Genomic DNA, 16,822 nt, shown 5'->3' with positions numbered 1-16,822 from the left:
ACGCAGACTGCATGCCCGTCGGCTCGGTGCACCCATACGTCTGCGGCGTTCGTAGAGAATCCGAGATGATGTGGCCCGTGGAGATGGTGATCGCGGGCACGCTCGACATGGATGTTCCCGGCACTGGCTGCCTCTGTCTCGAGCGCCACTGCGCCATCCGAGTGAACACCTGCGAGCTGCTTCGCGACCGTCACACGCCGAACTGGGAGCTGCCGATTCGCGAGTGGTGCGATGGCGACGAGCTTGGTCCGCGGCGCTCTGCACCCATCAGGCAACCGCCAGACCCCGCGCCTGGCGGTCCATGACGCGTTCGAGACACCGGCGGTCGATCACCCCGGCCAGATGCAGCGGTACACCGTGCCGGTGAGGTGTCGGCAGTCCATGCCGTCGGGGCAGGTCGCGTTGGCGCTGCAGTCGAGTGCGCATTGATTGCCGCCCGGCCCTGCGCACTCGACCGTGGCGGTGCCGGAGGTCGGCGGTGGGCACATGCTCGCGTCGCCGTCGCAGTTCTTCGCGCACCAGGAGCCGCCCTGGACCAGCACGCAGTCGCTCTGCTCGGGCGGACATGGGGGCATGGCGGTGGGATCGCAGGCGGGGTAGGTCGCGTCGCCGGCGGTGGGGTCGGAGTCGGTGGTGGGATCCTGCGTGGTCGAGCTGCCGTCGACAGCGGTGGAGCCGTCGCTCGAGGCGGTCGTGGTGGCGCCGGTGAGGGTGAGCGAGACCGGACCATCACTGCCGCTGCTGCTGCTGGGGCCGCTGCCGGCGGTGCTCGTGGTGCCGTCGGTGTCGGGCATGAACGCCGGGTTGGGCTCCTTGCACGCGACCACGAAGGCCAACGTGGCGCCGATCATCGGGCCGCGCGGCAGGTCTCGGACAGACGGACGACGCCAGCTCACCACGACGATCTTGCACCCGAAGTCGCACGCCACGCCAGGGGCTCGGCACTGGCGGCACGCACGATTGCGAAGTTGCGTGAAGTCGACCGCGATGCGGGCCCCGACCGGCGGCGCCGGCGTGGCCGAGTTGGTACAGTCGTGACGACGCATGCGACGATCGACGGACATCGCGACGGGGGCCACGGGGTCGGGGAGCGCCGCGGGCACGCGGGGGCGCCGCGGCGTGCTGCTGGCGGTGTGGGTGCTGTCGGCGGGCGCGGGATGCTTCTCCGAGTCGCCCAGCGACGACGGCGGCGCGGCGGCGTCCGACGACACGGCCGCCAGTGACGACGGCGACAGCGACGGCTCCGGGGACAGCACCGGCACCGGCACCGGCACCGCCACGGGTCCGCTCGACACCGGCTCGAGCGACGCCGGCGCGGACGCGAGCCAGGGCAGCAGTGGCGGGGCGATGCCGAGCTGCGGCGACGGCGTGCCGGGCGACGGCGAGGCCTGCGACGACGCCAATGACGATCCCCTCGATGGCTGCAGCAGCGACTGCAGGCTCACGCCCCGTGCGGTCGAGCTCATGGTCGCCAATCCACCGCCACCGGTCGGCATGAGCGGCGCGGTGGGCTTCACCGACAGCTGCTTCGTGATCGCCGACGGCGTGCCGCGGGTGCTGCGAGGTCTGAACGGCAAGCTCGGCGGGGTCTCGGACCAGAACTCGTGGACGGTCAGCGTGGCCGGGGGCTGCTCGCGCCTGACGCTGGCCGCCGAAGGTGGCGTGCACCTCGAGATCGTCGACGACGCGACGGTGCTGCCCGAGCGCGGCTCGCAGACGCCGGAGCTGGCCAGCTATGCGATCGCGTGTGCGCCGGGCGACGTGCCCGTGGGGCTCACCGCGAAGGTCTACAGCGGCGACCACATCGTCGATCTGCGGCTCGCCTGTGCGACCCCGACGCTCGACGCCGACGCACCCGGCGGCGTGCGACTCGATCCTGCGCCACCTGGCCCGTGGACCGGCGCGGCCGGCAGCGGCGGCGGCGAGCAGGACGCGATGTGCCCGATGGGCGCCATCATGACCGGCATCCGCGGCGATGCCTCCGAGGACGCGCACGCGGTGTGGGATCTCGGCCCGACCTGCGCCCGCGCATCGATCGTCTCCGGCCCACCCTGAAGCCGTCCCGCTTCGGGGGGCGTTGCTGCGCGTGCGCACCACCGTGCTACCGTGACGCACGACGATGGCGTTGGTCGATCTCTACGCCGATGGGCGCGTGCTGATGGCCCACGACGACGCGCTGTTCCTGTGCGCGTGGGCCGACGCGCCCGAGATGACGCAGATGCGCGCGCTCGGGGACCACGGTCGCCGCGTCGAGGCGAGCCATGGTCCGCTGGCCCTCCTCAACGTCGCGTTCTCGGGCGTGCCGAAGTTCTCCGACGAGGTCCGCGCGTGCTCGGCCGCGTACACCCGCGACGCGGCGCTGTTCGCCCGCTCGCGCGCGCACGTGGTGCTGCTGCCGGGCTTCCGCGGGGCGGCGGTGATGGCCTTCATCAACACGTTCCTGCTGGTGGGACGGCCGCCGCGGCCGACCAAGGTGTTCCGCGCGGTCGACCCCGCGATCGAGTGGACCGCACGCTTGCTGCCCAGCCACGACGACGCGGCGATCTCCGCTGCGCTCGAGCAGCTGCGCGGGCGGCTGCCGCTCGCCGAGTGAGCCCCTGCTAGAGCGGCTCGATCGCGACGCCCTCGGCGATGCGATCGCTGGGGTGCATCACGATCACCTCGCCGGGGGTCACGCCCTCGGTGATCTGCACCGCGGTGGCGCCGCGGCGGCCGACACCGACCTTGCGGCGGGTCGCAACACCGTCGGCGATCACGAACAGCGCCCAGCCCTCGTCGTCGCGGACGAGCGACGCGGTCGGCACCGTGACGGCATCGTCCTGCTCCCACACCACGATGCTGGCGATCACCGCATAGCCGTCGCCGAGCTGCTGCCAGCGCTCGTAGGGGTCGTCGATGCTCACGATCACGTCGACGCGTTGCTCCTCGACGCCGAGGCTCGAGACCTTGGTGAAGGCCGAGGGCGACACCAGGCGCACGTGGCCCTGCAGCGGCTGCTCGCCGCCCCAGCGCTGGATCTCGACCGCGTCGCCGGGCTCGATCTCGACCGCGTCCGCGGTCAGCACGTCGACCACGATCTCGAGCGCGTGGGGATCGGCGAGCTCCATCAGCGGCGTACCGGCGGTGACCAGGCCCTCGCTCTCGCGCAGCACTCGCAGCACGGTGCCGACGATCGGCGAGTGGATCTCGAACTGCTCGGTCGAGCTGCCGCCGGCGCTGCGGGCCAGCGCAGCCTTGGCGGTGTCGACCTCGAAGCGCGCGACCCGGGCCCCGAAGCGCGCCGCGTCGAGCTCGCGCGCGGCGGCCTCGGCATCGAGCTCGGCGGTGTCGATCTCCTCCTGGCTGGCGGCGCCGTCGGACGCGAGCTTGCGCAGGCGCGTGAGCTGCCGGCTGGTGAAGGTCTTGCGCGTCTCGGCCCGGCCGACCGCGGCGCTGGCCTGCCTGGCGCTGGCCTCGGCGACGTGCACGCGGGCCTCGAGCTCCGAGTTGGCGCGCGCGTCGAGCAGTGGTGGGGGGATCGGCTCGATCAGTGCGACCGTCAGCCCCTCGGTCACCGCGTTGCCGGGTTCTAGATCGATGCGCGCGAGGTTGCCGGTCAGCGGTGCGGTGACGATGTGGCGGTCTTGCACGCGGGTGCGGCCGTCCTCGTCGATGGTGACGCGCAGGCGCTCGCGCGCCACGCTCGCGCTCTCGACCCGGATGGGCTTGGTCCGCAGCGACGCGGCCACACCGGCCGCGGTAGCGACCCCGACGGCGGCGGCAATGGTCCACTTGATCCACTTCATGGGCATCACTCCCGGGTCTTCAGCACCTCGACCAGATCGAGCCGGTCGACCTTGCGGCGCACCGACAGCGCCGTCAGCAGCCCCGCGACCACGACCACCGCGGTCGCGAACAGATAGGTTCTGGGCGAGATCATCAGCGGGAAGCGGAACAGCTCGGCGTCCACGCCCTGGATGACGCCGAGCGCGAGCGACCAGCCCAGCAGCCAGCCCAGCGGGATTGCCAGCAGCAGCTGCACCCCCAGCTCCCCGAGCAGGATGCCGGAGACCTCTGCGCGGGTGAACCCGATCACGCGCAGGGTCGCGAGCTCGCGCGAGCGCTCGACCAGAGTGATGCGCGCGCCGTTGTAGACCACGCCGATCGCGATGATCGACGCGAATCCTGCCAGCAGCACCGTCGTGGTGGTCTGCATCTTGGCGGTGGTCTCGTTGAAGATGTCGAACACCGCCGAGCGCAGGCCCACCGACGCGACCGCCGGCACGCGCTTGAGCTGCAGGTAGGTCGCGTCGCGCAGGTGGGGGTCGACCGCCAGCAGGGCACCGGTGACCCGCGGCCCCTCGCCGAGCAGGCGGTGCAGCGCCGCCATGCGCATGTAGCCCGACAGGCCCAGGCGCTCGTGGCTCAGCCCCGCGACCTCGACCTGCACGGTGTGACGCCGGCCCTCGAGCACCTCGACGTCGACGACGTCGCCGACCTGCAGGTCGAGCCGATGGGCGAGCTCGTCGGTGAGCACCAGACCGCGCTCGGGCATCGTCACCGGTCGCAGGTCGTCGCCGAGCAGGCGTCGCAGGCGGGGGTGCTCGGGCATGCCGACGATGGCGGTGTCATAGCGCGTGTTGCCGACGTGCAGACACACCGGTGCGGCACGCTGGCCCTCGACCTCGAGCACGCCCGGCAGCGAACGCAGCTCGCGCACGGCGTCCTCCGAGAGCGCGATGCGGAACGCGACCTGCACGTCGTAGCGCTGCTCGCGTTGGAAGGCGACGTCCATCACTTCGACGAGCGCGTCCTGCGAGAAGCTGCCAGCGATGATGATGGCGATCGAGAACGCGATGCCCAGCGACGACAGCAGGCTGCGCAGCGGATTGCGGGCGAGGTTGCGCGCGACGATGCGGGCGGGCTGCGAGAGCACGCGCTCGAGCGCGCGCGACAGCGGGCCTCGATGGTAGCGGGCCGGCAGCGGCGGGCGCATGGCCTCGGCCGGCGGCAGCGCGATGACCCCGCGGACGGCCGCCAGCGCCCCGACCACGCCCGCGACGGTGCTGATCGCGATGGCGGTCAGCGCGGTGCCGCGTTCGAGCGCGAACGCGAGGTTGGGGAAGCGGAAGTACTGGCGGTAGAGCCCCACCATCGCGTCGCCGAGCCAGCCACCGAGCGCGATGCCGATGGCGCTGCCGACCGTGACGACCACCAACGCCAGCTCGGCATAGTGGACCCCGAGCCGGAGGTTGCCGTAGCCGAGGGCCTTCAGCGCGGCGATCTGTTCGCGCTGTCCGCCCACGATGCGCGAGAGCACCGCGTTCAGCAGGAACGCCGCGACCCCGAGGAAGATCATGGGCACCACCTGCCCCATCGAGCGCAGCTGCTGCAGCTCGTCGGCGAGGAAGCGGTGCGAGCTCTGCAGCGAGCGGCCGTGGGCCGAGACCCCGCCCCACGGCGCCAGCAGGCGATCGACCGCCGCGATGACGGCGCGTTCGCTGGCACCGACGCCGAGCGCGAGCGTGACGTCGTTGAACGCGCCCCGCATCGCGAACGCGTCGGCGAGCACCTCGTGGTCCATCCACAGGATCGCCGCGCGCTTGTCGTCCGGCCATGGCGAGCCCGCCGACACCGAGTAGACGTACTCCGGCGACAGCGCGATGCCGACCACGTGCAGCTGCTCGCGTCGGCCGTTCATCACGCACCACAGCGCGTCGCCCGGACCCAGCTGATGCACGTTGGCGAAGGCCTCGTTGATCAACGTCTCGCCGCTGCGTCCGGGCTCGGGCCAGCGACCCGCCCGAAGGTGTAGACGGTTGAGTCCGTCGGCGCGCGCGGGCATCGAGAGCAGCCGACCGGTGGCTGGCTCGGACATGTCGGGCAGATCGAGGGTGACCGACTGCACCACGCGGGTCTCGACCTGCGCCACGCCGGGCACTTCGAGGATGCGGTGGCGCAGCGACGCCGGCGCGGTGCTGGCGGTGGCCCAGACGTCGGCGAAGGCCGAGGCCGCGTAGTAGCTGTCCTGCGAGCGCGCCAGCGAGTCGTACGCGCTCAGCATCGACACGTAGCTGGCAACCCCGCTGGCGAGCACCATGACGATGGCCAGCAGCTGCAGCCGCAGGTTGCCGAGCTCGCGCAGCAGCTTGCGATCGAGCGCCCTCACCACTCGATCTCCTCGGCGGCGGCGCGGCGGTCGTTGGTCGTCACTTGCTGGGCGCGACCGTCGGCGAAGGTGATCACGCGCGAGGCCATGCGCGCGATCGCGGCGTTGTGGGTGATGATCGCGGTGGTGGTGCCGAGCTCGCGGTTGACCCGCTCGAGCACCGCGAGCACGACCTTGCCGGTCACCACGTCGAGCGCGCCGGTGGGCTCGTCGCACAGCAACACCTCGGGTCGCTTCGCGATCGCGCGGGCGATCGCGACCCGCTGCTGCTCGCCGCCCGACATCTGCGCGGGGAAGTGGTCGACCCGATGGCCGAGGCCGACCATCGCGAGCGCCTCGTCCGGCGTCATCGGGTGCGTGCAGATGTCGGTGACGAGCGCGACGTTCTCCCGCGCGGTGAGGCTCGGGATGAGGTTGTAGAACTGGAACACGAAGCCCACGTGCTCGCGGCGGTAGCGGGTGAGCGCGGCTTCGTCGGCGCGCGTGAGCTCGTCGCCGCGGTGCCGCACCGAGCCGCCGCTGGGCTGGTCGAGCCCACCGAGGATGTTGAGCAGCGTCGACTTGCCCGAGCCGGAGGCCCCCAGCAGCACCACGAACTCGCCCTCGAACAGGTCGAGATCCACGCCCCGCAGCGCGTGCACCTCGACCTCACCCATGCGGTAGACCTTGGTCAGACCGCGTGCGGACAGCACGGCGCGCTCGGGCATCGGCGGGGTCGCGGTGCTCACGGTCGGGCCGAGCATGACAATGAAAGCTGGCTTGCACACGGCAGCCCCGCGGGAATTGCCGCCCGACGCAAAGCCTTCGCGCGCGGGGGCTCGGCGGCGGGCGCCGTACCGGGGGCGCCCTTGCGGTTGGCCCCTGGGTGCGGCGTCAGGGGGCGTAGCGACGAAGCCACAGATCCGAGGCACCCAGGGCGGTGACCGCATGGCCAACGACGATCACGTCGTCGTCCTCGGTCACGACGACCGCGCGCGCGCGGTCGTTGCCGCTGGCGTCGCCGTCGTAGCGATCGGCCCACGCTCGCGTGCCCGTGACGTCGTACTTGGTCACCGTGATGTCCTCGAGGTGGGCCAGGCTCTCGACGTAGCCCACGGTCACGAACGCACCGGTGCCGTCGACAGCGATGCCGTGGATCTCCGAGATCTGATCGCCGGGATCGACCCACCGCTCGAGCTCGAGCCCGGCGCGATCGAAGCGGGCCCACATCGCGCGCAGGCCCACGTGGCCCCCGACGAGCAGGGTGTCGTCGTCGGCGACTGCGATCGCCTGCGCGAGCTCGTCGACGGTCGCGGTGCCGAGCCGCGCGTGCCACAGCCACGTCGCGCTGGTGCCCACCGGCGCACCGAGCTCGCCGATCCACGCGTCGGTCCTGCCATTGTTGTTGGTGGTGACGACCCCAGCGGCATAGATGTGCTCGTCGGCGTCGACCACCCCTGCGCGCACCTCGTCGGCACGCGCATCGATGCCAGCCAGGCTCGACCACGCTGGCGTGGGGCCCCCGAGTGGGTAGCCGCGCACGAAGCTGTCGATGTCCGTGTCGGCGCCGCCCTTGCCGAACACGACCACCTGGGTGCGGTTGGCCCGCAGCGCTGCGGCATAGGAGCGGTCGTCGCCGTGGGCGGGGCTGTCGGCGCGATGCAGCCACAGCTGCTCCACCGCCCCGCCGGGCTCACCGCCCTCGATCGCGTGATCGAAGTAGGCTCCGATGAGCTGGTCTTCGCGGCGCGTGCTGGTGTCGGCCCAGCGGTACCAGCCGGCGCCGTAGATGTTCGCGGCATCGTCGATCACGACCGCACGGGCCTCCTCGGGCTGCTCGGTGGAGTTCAGCCACTTGCGCAGGAGGCTGCCGTCGACGGCATCGAAGCGCGAGAACCACGCGTCGCCGCTGTCGCCCGCGGAACGGCCGGCGGTGATGATGTTGCCGTCGGGCAGCAACGCCAGCGCGAAGCCGTAGTCGTTGCCGCCGGCGTCGCCCTGCTGCAGCGTGGTCCACCGCACGGTGCCCGACGGTACGCAGTCGACGTTGCAGCCGTCGGCGTCGACGAGGTTGCCGTCGTCGCAGATCTCCGTGTCCTCGAGGTAGCCGTTGCCGCACGCCGGCACCACCGGCGTGCGCACGGCCGGTGGTCCCGCGTCGACCACGGCGCTTGCGCTGCTGCTGCTGCCGTCCTCGAACGCGGTGTCGAAGCCGTCGTCGGCGGTACTCGACGATCCGCCCTCGCTGCCACCCACCGTGGTGCAGCGGCCGGCGAGCGGCGGCGACGCGAAGCGACTATAGCGAGCGCCGGACTCGCACCGCAGGTCGGCGAAGCTGCAGTACCCGCTCGGCTCGCAGCGACCCATCGCGCCGCCGTCGCGGCAACTGCCGTCCTCGACGCACTGGAACACGCCGTCGCGTAGACACGCGGGGCCACCCACGCTCGCGAGCGCGCCGACCAGCGCGTACGTCAGCGGTGTGGACGACGGACGCATCGCGCCATGGTCGCGGATCGGCCGCGCCTGTGACAAGCGTGGTCGACCGGGAGTACGCTTTTACGGCGGATGGTGACGGGGGACGGCGACGGCAACGCGGCCGACGACGGTGAGTTCGCGCTGCTGCGGGCGTGGCGGGGCGGTGACGAGACCGCGGGCGGACAATTGTTCGCGCGCCACTACGCGAGCGTGCACGCCTTCTTCGCGCGGCGGCTGCCGGAGGGCGCCGACGATCTCACGCAGCGGACCTTCCTCGCGTGCGTCGAGGCGCTCGATAGCTTCCGCGGTGATGCCAGCTTTCGCGGGTTCTTGTTCGGCATCGCTCGCAACCAGCTGCTCAAGCATTTGCGAGCCCATGCTCGCTTCCAGTCGATGCTCGAGCGCAACGTCGACGACAACCTGACGCGGACCTCACCTTCGGCGATGGTGGGGCGTCGCCAGGAGCAACACCTGCTGCTCATCGCCTTCGCGCAGCTGTCGGGTGAGCTGCAGCTCACCGTCGAGCTGTTCTACTGGCAGGGCCTGCGCACCGGCGAGGTCGCCGCTGCCACGGGTGTGCCGGTCAGCACGGTCACGACGCGTCTCGCGAGAGCGCGGGAGCTGCTGCGCTACTACGTCGACCAGCTCGGCGGGCCGGAGTCGCCGCGCAGTGCGCTGCTCGCGGATCTCGAGGGCTGGACGCGATCGCTCGCGGATGCCCACGTGCCGACCAAGCGCCCGCGCTAGCGGCAGCGCCCGCCCGCGCGCGGGGCGTCGACGGGACGGCTCGCCTTGCGACCGGCGGCGATCGTATGCTGGGGCCGAGGGATGCAACCGCTCGGCGAAGTGACGCTGCGGCCACGCGTGCTCGCGCCTGGCACGACGATGGGGCGGTACACCATCGTGCGGCGCATCGGCTCGGGCGGCATGGCCGAGCTCTACCTGGTGCGTGCGCGCGGCATCGGTGGCTTCGACAAGCTGTTCGCCCTCAAGCTGGTGCTGCCCCACGTCGCCGACGACCCCGAGTTCATCGCGATGTTCCTCGACGAGGCGCGCCTCGCTGGCACCCTCGATCATCCCAACATCGCGCACGTCGTCGACATCGGTCGCGTGGGCGATGACCACTTCTACGCGATGGAGTACGTACACGGCCGCGACCTGCGGTCGATCCTCAAGACCGCGCCGCCGGGCCCGATGCCGCTCGAGGTGGCGCTGTCGCTGGTGTTGCCGGCCGCAGCCGGCCTGCACCACGCCCACGAGCGCTGCGGCCCCGACGGCGTGCCGCTGCAGCTGGTGCACCGCGACGTGTCGCCCTCGAACCTGCTGGTCACGTTCGACGGCGTGGTCAAGCTGGTCGACTTCGGCATCGCGCGGGCCGAGGCCCGCTCGAAGGCCACACAGGCCGGTGTGGTCAAGGGCAAGCGTGGATACATGTCGCCCGAGCAGTGCCGTGGTGACGTCGTCGATCGTCGCAGCGACGTGTTCGCGCTCGGGATCCTGCTGTGGGAGCTGACGGTCGGGCAGCGACTGTTCGTCGGCGATCACGACTATGCGGTGATGAGCAAGATCGTGTTCGGCATGGTGCCGGACCCGCGACAGCTGCAGCCCGACTATCCGCCTGCGCTGGCCGAGATCGTCATGCGTGCGCTGCACCGCGATCCGGCACAGCGTCCCGCGACGGCGCAGGCGTTGGGCCTCGAGCTCGAGGCCTTTGCCCACGCCGCGCGCCTGCGCGTGGGTCATCACGGGCTCGCCGAGTACATGCACGGGTTGTTCGGCGACGAGCCCTATCCGACCTTCGGCAAGGGCAGCATGGGCGCCGGTGCCGATGCGGCCCCCGTCGACGAGGACGCCGCGACGCGCATGGCCGCCGAGCTCGCGCCGCGGCGAGGGCCCACGCGTGCAGCGGTGGTCGTCGCGGCCGTGGCCGCGGTCGGTGTCGTCGCGGCGATGGGCGTGGGCGCGCTGCAGTGGTGGCGCTCGACCCAGACCGCACACTCCACGGCGGCCGCGATCGCCAGCGAGCCGGCGGGCGCCGACGCGATCGAACCCGCACCGACCGAGCCCGCTGCTGCGGCCGAGCCCGCGAGCGCGCGAGGGCTCGCGGTGCCCCCGAACGACGCGCCCGAGCGCGGCGTGGTCGCGGGCGGCATGGCCGGGGACGGTGCGCACACGCCCGACCCCGCCGGCGCCGACGCGGTGTTCGGCGATGATGCGGTGGTGGACATCGAGCTCGCGCCCGACGACGTCGAAGACGACGCCGCGCCACCGCCGATCTCGTCGGCGCGCAAGGTCAAGCCGCGGGTCCGGGCCGCCGCCGGCACGCGCCCGAGCGTCGACGCGCCGGTCCCCTCGGCCGCCGGTCCGCACGCGCCGACGCCCTCGCGGCCGAACGCCCTGTTCCCGCCCCACGACTGACGGATGTCCGCGCACCTGCTCGCCGTGGCCGTCGCGCTCGCGCCGGCGCCGACTCGACCCTCGCTCGATCCCGCCGGGATCGCCGACGACGACGGCACACCGTCGCGACCCGCGGCCGCGGCCGCCGAGGAGGCGCTGCACCACTTCGAGGCCGGCGACTACCGGGCGGCACGCACAGCGATCGCGCGCGCATACATGATCGAGCCCTGGCCGGAGTTCCTCTACGCACGCGCGCAGATCGAGCGCGCCGACGGCCACTGCGACACGGCGGTCGAGTTCTATCGGCTCTACCTCGACGCCGCGCCGCCGGCCGCGGGTGCCCGCGCAGCGCGTGAGGCGATCGCGGCCTGCGGTGAGCAGCCGCCGGCGAGCGGGGACGACGACGACGCAGGCACCACCACGCCGCCGCAGCCGACCCCGCGACCGCGTCCGGCCGACGATGCGCTCGGGCTGTCGTTGGTCGCGATCGGAGGGGTGGGGCTGCTCGTCGGCGCTGGCCTCTACGGCGGCATGGCGAGCCAGCGACGGGCCGCGATCGGATCGACCGAGCACGGCGCCTTCGCGCAACACCTCGATCGTGCGCGACGCTTCAGCGTCGCGGCGGCGGCGTTGGTGTCGGTCGGTGCGGCGCTGCTCGTGGCCGGCACCGTGCGACTCGCGACGCTCGGTCGCGGCGCGCGGGCACAACGTCGTGCCCGACGCACGACGGCGTTGCTGCAAGGAGTGCTGTGGCGATGGTGAGCCCGCGTTGGTTGTGGCTGGCGTTGATGACGGCCGCCTGCGACAAGACCGAGACCCCCGACCTGCCACCTGCGGAGCTCTACGCCGAGCCGGTCACGGTCGCGGGGCGCTGGCACGGCGAGATCGCGGGCGTCGCGGGGGACTTCGTGGTCGACGAGCTGGCGCCCATGCGCTACCGCGGGCTGTTCGCCGCCGATGCCATCGAGCGCCGCTACGTGCTCAACATGACGCACGTGCAGATCGCCGGCCCCGACGGCGAGCGCAAGGCCTCGAACCTCGTCGAGTTCACCTGGCAGGACGGCCGTGGCGATCGCGGAGCGGGGTGGCTGCTGGTCAACCGCGACAGCTCCGCGTTGACGGGTTCGTTCGGGCGCGGCGACGGCAGCAACGCCGGCGCCGGCGACTGGACCTTCGTGCGCGAGGGGCCGAAGGCCGACCCGCCCGCTGCGATCGCGGCCGACGGGCAGCGCTAGCAGCTGGTGCCGCGGGCGCCGACGGGCGGCCTCCCGCGGCCGTTCCCGCCACGGCGCGATGCGGACCGTCGGCGCTGCGTGCATGCGACCAGCAGCGCCAGGCCCCACGCGCCGGCGCGACCACGTGTGTCGCTCGTGCAGCCGCAGCCCGGCGCCGCATCGCCGCCGCCGAAGCCCCCGGTGGTGACGGTCGTGCCCACGCCGGTCACCGCCCCGCCGGTGTCGTTCCCACCACCGTCGCTCGAGCTGGCGGCCTCGCCGGTGGTGGTCTCGGCGGCGCCGGTGCTGGTGTCTGCACCACCGCCGTCGGACGAGCTGCCACCACCGCTGCTGCTGCCGCCGACCTCATCGTTGCATTCGTCGAGACCGACACACACCACGACCTCTTGCATGCTCACGTTCGCGTCGGCATCGGTGGCCGTCACGCGCAGTGTCCACTTGCCGGCCGGGATCGCCTGCAGGTGCCACGAGTGCGGCGGCACGTCGTCGTCGAGGGACTGGCCCGCTTCGACCACCTCGAGCGCGACGGCGACCCCACCGAAGGCGTCGTCGACGGTCGCCGCGATGGTGAGCTCGGGATCGACGATGGCGTAGTTCGTCGGTGCGGTGATCGTGACCACCGGCGGGCCGTCGTCGACGCGGGGTCCGATCACGCCGTTCAGGTCGGTGGTGGAGTTCTGCTGGCTGGCCCCGCATCCGCTGTGGGTGCACTGCGAGGTGCCCGAGATCGCCGTGCACACACTGCCGAACTCGAGTCCGGTCAGGCTGTAGGAGCCCATGATCTGGCCGGTGCCGACCAGGTTCTCGAGGCCCCAGCTGAAGCCCATCGCAGTGAGCCCATAGAAGGCGACGCGCTCGAGCTCGTCCTGCTGCGCGGCCGGCATGCAGCCCCAGAACATGAACGAGATGTCCTCGGCGTCGGTGTCGGTGCAGTCGGCCAGGCCGATCGCGGGCGAGCACCCGAGCGACGGGAACAGTGCGGTGTTGTCGGCCTCGGAGCCGAACACCAGCATGTCGTAGGTCCCGACCGCTGGGCGATCGAGCACGAAGCGGATGTCGAACGGCACCGTCGCCTGCTTGAACCAGTGCAGCAGCAGCGCGCGGTCGGTATCCGACAGCGTCGGCCAGCCGCCGATCGACCCCGGCACGAAGCCGGTGGTCGCGTGGGAGTTCTGCGCAGGGTCGTTGCCGGCGCCCGAGTTGAGCGCCTGCGGATCGAGGTTGAGATACACCACCCGCTCGGCGTGTGCCGGTCGTGCGATGCACAGTACCGTCGCGGCGGTCACGACCCGAGCGGCGCGAACCACCCACACCTTCGAACGACAAGCCATGTTCGCGATCGTACGGCGCAGCGCCGCGCGCCTGCAATCGCAGCGATCCCCCGGAGGCCACGGCGGGAGGGCCATGGCGGGTGGGCTGGCGTGGTCGCCGGTGCGACCGCGCCCTCAGCCGACCTTGAGTCGCGCCTGTCCGGTGGGATCGATCTGGCCCTTGATGTCGGCCTGCACGTGCAGCGCGTGGTTGCACGCGGGGTCGGAGGGCCGGCACGCGGTCGGCACGGCGAGCTCCACGGTCAGCTCGTGGCGGGCGCCGGGGTCGACCGTGACGCCGACCTCGATTCGGCGCTCGAACAGCGTATTGCGGGTCCAGCCCGCGGTGAGCTGCGAACGATCGTCGCGGGTCCCCACCTCCGCCTCGCTGAGGGTCGCGCCTTGCTCGTCGCGCCAGTGGCGGTCGGCCTCGACCAGGCGCAACACCAGGGCATCGACCACCGCCGGCTTGGTGCCGCCCACGATCGCGACGTGGATGGTGGCGGTGTCGCCCGGCGAAACTGCGTGCTCCGGGGCTGCGACCTCGATCCTCGCCCCCTCGGCGCCGAGGCTGTCGCGCATCTTCTCCGAAAAGCCCATGGACAATGCTCCCGCGCCCCAACGCTACCGCGTTCGGGTGCGGCAGGTCCACCGTTGGCGGACGCGCGGCGACGGGTGTCGACGCACGGGCAACGGCCTCCGATCTACCCGCGTCCGCATGGACCCATGCCGAACGAAACCGCCGTCGCGGGTCACAGCCGCGCATCGTCCAGACTTCGTCATCACGTGCGGCCGCCCTACCGCGGGCCACCGCCTGCCTGTATGCTCCGCACCATGCTCCCCACCAGGCGATGCGGCGTCGCGATGCCGCTTTCGTTGATCTTCCTCATGTCCTCTGCGGTCCCCGGCTGCAGCAAGATCGAGGAACTCACCGGCAAGAAAGACTCCACCGACGAGGCCAAGACCGAAGAGAAGGCCGAGGAGAAGCCCGTCGAAGCCAAGGCCGAGGACAAGAAGCCCGAGGAGAAGCCGGTCGAGGCCGCGCCGATCCCGGTGGCGCCGATGCTGTCGGGGCTCGACGCGATGCTGGCGTTCGTCCCGGACGACAAGGCGCAGTTCATGATCGTGCGCGATGCCTCGGTGCTCGCCGAGTATGCCGAAGAGGAAGCCAAGTTCCTCGAGGGCCCGCTCGCGTCGCTGGCCGCCGAGCCCGGCACCCCGACCGACCTCGTGCAGGCCAAGGCCAAGCTCGCCGAGGGCAAGACCAAGATCGACGCCGTCATCGCTGCGATCGCCACCGCCGGCCTGCGACCGCAGGAGGGCGGCCTGATGATCGAGTATGCGCCCGACAAGGCCGTGCTCGTGTTCGCGGCCGACAAGCCGACCGCAATCATCGACCTCGCGACCGCGATGGGCGAGACCCCCAAGGACCTCGCCAGCTGCAAGGCGCTCGACGGCCACGCTGGATGGAACGCCTGCGCGAAGGACCAGGCCACCCTCGACGGCTACAAGCCCGCGACCGATCCGGCGCCGATCCGCAAGCTGCTCGGCGATCGACTGCCGGGCGTGGATCTCGACGAGTCGAACGTGATGGGGGCGATCGATGCCGACGGCACCCCGGTGTCGTTCGCGATCGCGACGCTGCCGGGCCTGGTCCACGTGGCCATGGCGATGCCCGACAACCAGCAGACCGCGCCGCTCAAGGCGATGCTGCAGCCCGGCTCCGCCAACACGCTCTCGCAGGTCCAGGCCGGCGCGGGTTTCATGTGGGCGCGGGTCAACCCCGCAGTCATGGCCTCGGGCATCGAGCAGGCCGCCGCCGGAGCCCCGCCGTCGATCGCGACCGCCATGAAGAGCCTCACCGGCGAGTTCGTGGTCGCCGGTGACGTCGATCCCGGCGCGCTCTTCGTGCAGATGGGCATGACCGATGTCAGCACGGTGCCGGCGGCCTTCGACGACCTCCTGAAGGAAGAGGCGAAGCTGCCCAAGGCCGTGCCCGACGTGCCGGACAGCAAGCTGACCTGGGAGAAGACCCAGGTGCAGGGCGGTGGATCGACCGTCGATGCCTTCCACGTCGCGCTCGGCGGCGTGAAGGAGCTCGACGTGCTCGAGTCCTACGCCGGTCTCAGCCCCGACGTCTGGACCTTCGCCCACGGCCAGATGATGACGGTCGCGATCGGACCCAACGCCACCAACGTCGGCAAGATGTTGGAGGGCGGCGGCGGCGGACCGTCGGCCGATCTGCTGGCCTCGCTGCCGCACCAGCTCGCCGACGCGCTGCCGCGCAACGAGGTCAGCGCGGTGGTGCACCTGCCGGTCGACGCGCTGCAGGGCGCGGCGATGCGCAAGGTCATCGACGCCGCGCTCAAGACCACCACCGAGGTGAAGCCGTCGCAGGTCAACGCTGCGCTCGCCCTGCTCGCGCCGCTGTCGAGCGCGACCATGTGGATCGCACAGCCCGAGGGTGCGACCGCACCGATCGTGCACATGGCAGTGCAGGGCATCGGCAACCGTGCGACCGACGAGGGCAAGGCCGCCCTCGATGCCGCGCGCAAGGTCGCCGCCGGTGGTGACCCGGCGGTCGAGTTCGCGACCCTCGCGTCGAGCTATGCCGGCTCGCCGATGGCGTTCGCGTACCACGCCCGTGCCGGGGATCAGGGTCCTGGCGCGCTGGTCGGCTCGGGCACCGGCGCGGTCGCCCTTGCGGCGGCCGTGGGCTTCGCGCGGGTCACCGGCGCAAGCAACCCGGCGCTCGCCGACGACCTCGGGGTGAAGCCGGACGAGCCGCCGCCGCCGCTCGAGATCCCGACCAAGCCGGTCGCGCCCAAGCACACGCCGGATCCGAAGAAGCCGGCGGCGCCGAAGAAGCCCGATCCGGTCACGCCCGATCCGAAGAAGCCCGATCCGGTCACGCCCGATCCGAAGAAGCCCGACCCGGTCACGCCCGATCCGAAGAAGCCGGTCGAGCCGCCGAAGCCGACCCCGGATCCGAAGAAGCCGGTCGAGCCGCCGAAGCCGACCCCCGATCCGAAGAAGCCGGTCAAGCCGGTCAAGCCGGTCATCCCGATCAAGCCGGGCGTGCGCCCGGTCCGCCCGGCGAAGCCCGGCTGATCCCCGGCCGCCTTCGAGGATCCGCACTGCTTGCAGAGGCCTCCGCGGCGCCCGCCGCGGGGGCCTTTCCGCGTCTGCATTAACCCTCACGTGCAGGTGAGACCCTCCAGGGCCGTCAGCGATTGACGCCCCCGCCGTCCTGGACCAGACTCCGCCCGAGGACCTTT

At 71.9% G+C, this 16,822-nt stretch carries 14 protein-coding genes; 7 read left to right on the top strand and 7 right to left on the bottom strand.

Annotation, left to right across the window (positions count from 1 at the left end):
- Positions 1-329: 329 nt before the first annotated feature.
- The gene (locus IPH07_12915) at positions 330-1,046 is read right to left on the bottom strand and encodes a hypothetical protein (GenBank protein ID MBK6918289.1); all 717 of its coding nucleotides are present in this window, start codon (positions 1,044-1,046) and stop codon (positions 330-332) included.
- Between IPH07_12915 and IPH07_12910 the strand changes: the two genes are divergently transcribed.
- Positions 1,045-2,055: a hypothetical protein gene (locus IPH07_12910; protein MBK6918288.1), complete on the top strand. Its 1,011-nt coding sequence runs from the start codon at positions 1,045-1,047 to the stop codon at positions 2,053-2,055. The genes IPH07_12915 and IPH07_12910 overlap by 2 nt on opposite strands.
- A gap of 64 nt (positions 2,056-2,119) precedes the next feature.
- A complete protein-coding gene (locus IPH07_12905; protein MBK6918287.1) occupies positions 2,120-2,593 on the top strand; it encodes a hypothetical protein in 474 nt (157 codons plus the stop codon).
- Between the two features lie 7 nt (positions 2,594-2,600).
- Here IPH07_12905 and IPH07_12900 read toward each other — a convergent pair whose 3' ends face one another.
- From IPH07_12900 to IPH07_12885, 4 genes are all read right to left on the bottom strand, one after another.
- Positions 2,601-3,785 carry an efflux RND transporter periplasmic adaptor subunit gene (locus IPH07_12900; GenBank protein MBK6918286.1) on the bottom strand — a complete coding sequence of 395 codons (1,185 nt, stop codon included), beginning with the start codon at positions 3,783-3,785 and terminating at the stop codon, positions 2,601-2,603.
- Between the two features lie 5 nt (positions 3,786-3,790).
- Positions 3,791-6,148 (bottom strand): FtsX-like permease family protein, encoded by a 2,358-nt coding sequence (locus IPH07_12895; GenBank protein MBK6918285.1) that lies wholly within the window; start codon positions 6,146-6,148, stop codon positions 3,791-3,793.
- A complete protein-coding gene (locus IPH07_12890) occupies positions 6,145-6,855 on the bottom strand; it encodes an ABC transporter ATP-binding protein (protein MBK6918284.1) in 711 nt (236 codons plus the stop codon). The genes IPH07_12895 and IPH07_12890 overlap by 4 nt, the downstream gene beginning before the upstream one ends.
- Positions 6,856-7,021: 166 nt before the next feature.
- Positions 7,022-8,494, bottom strand: a complete 1,473-nt coding sequence (locus IPH07_12885) for a hypothetical protein (protein MBK6918283.1) — start codon at positions 8,492-8,494, stop codon at positions 7,022-7,024.
- A 198-nt stretch (positions 8,495-8,692) separates the two neighbouring features.
- Between IPH07_12885 and IPH07_12880 the strand changes: the two genes are divergently transcribed.
- From IPH07_12880 to IPH07_12865, 4 genes are all read left to right on the top strand, one after another.
- Positions 8,693-9,349: a sigma-70 family RNA polymerase sigma factor gene (locus IPH07_12880; GenBank protein ID MBK6918282.1), complete on the top strand. Its 657-nt coding sequence runs from the start codon at positions 8,693-8,695 to the stop codon at positions 9,347-9,349.
- A gap of 81 nt (positions 9,350-9,430) precedes the next feature.
- Positions 9,431-11,020, top strand: coding sequence for a serine/threonine protein kinase (locus IPH07_12875; GenBank protein ID MBK6918281.1), 1,590 nt, complete (start codon positions 9,431-9,433; stop codon positions 11,018-11,020).
- A 3-nt stretch (positions 11,021-11,023) separates the two neighbouring features.
- Positions 11,024-11,761 (top strand): hypothetical protein, encoded by a 738-nt coding sequence (locus tag IPH07_12870; protein MBK6918280.1) that lies wholly within the window; start codon positions 11,024-11,026, stop codon positions 11,759-11,761.
- Positions 11,755-12,234: a hypothetical protein gene (locus IPH07_12865; protein MBK6918279.1), complete on the top strand. Its 480-nt coding sequence runs from the start codon at positions 11,755-11,757 to the stop codon at positions 12,232-12,234. Before IPH07_12870 ends, IPH07_12865 begins: the two co-directional genes overlap by 7 nt.
- On the opposite strand, the gene IPH07_12860 is transcribed toward IPH07_12865, so the two are convergent.
- Both IPH07_12860 and IPH07_12855 read right to left on the bottom strand, forming a co-directional pair.
- Positions 12,231-13,565, bottom strand: coding sequence for a hypothetical protein (locus tag IPH07_12860; GenBank protein ID MBK6918278.1), 1,335 nt, complete (start codon positions 13,563-13,565; stop codon positions 12,231-12,233). The genes IPH07_12865 and IPH07_12860 overlap by 4 nt on opposite strands.
- Before the next feature lie 114 nt (positions 13,566-13,679).
- Positions 13,680-14,144, bottom strand: a complete 465-nt coding sequence (locus tag IPH07_12855) for a sporulation protein (protein MBK6918277.1) — start codon at positions 14,142-14,144, stop codon at positions 13,680-13,682.
- Positions 14,145-14,378: 234 nt separating this feature from the next.
- On the opposite strand from IPH07_12855, the gene IPH07_12850 reads away from it, so the two are divergent.
- Positions 14,379-16,655 carry a hypothetical protein gene (locus IPH07_12850; GenBank protein MBK6918276.1) on the top strand — a complete coding sequence of 759 codons (2,277 nt, stop codon included), beginning with the start codon at positions 14,379-14,381 and terminating at the stop codon, positions 16,653-16,655.
- The last annotated feature ends 167 nt before the right edge of the window (positions 16,656-16,822 follow it).

Source organism: Deltaproteobacteria bacterium (assembly GCA_016709225.1).
GTDB classification, from domain to species: domain Bacteria; phylum Myxococcota_A; class Polyangia; order Nannocystales; family Nannocystaceae; genus Xiheibacterium; species Xiheibacterium phototrophicum.
This window is presented reverse-complemented; position numbering and strand designations above follow the sequence as displayed.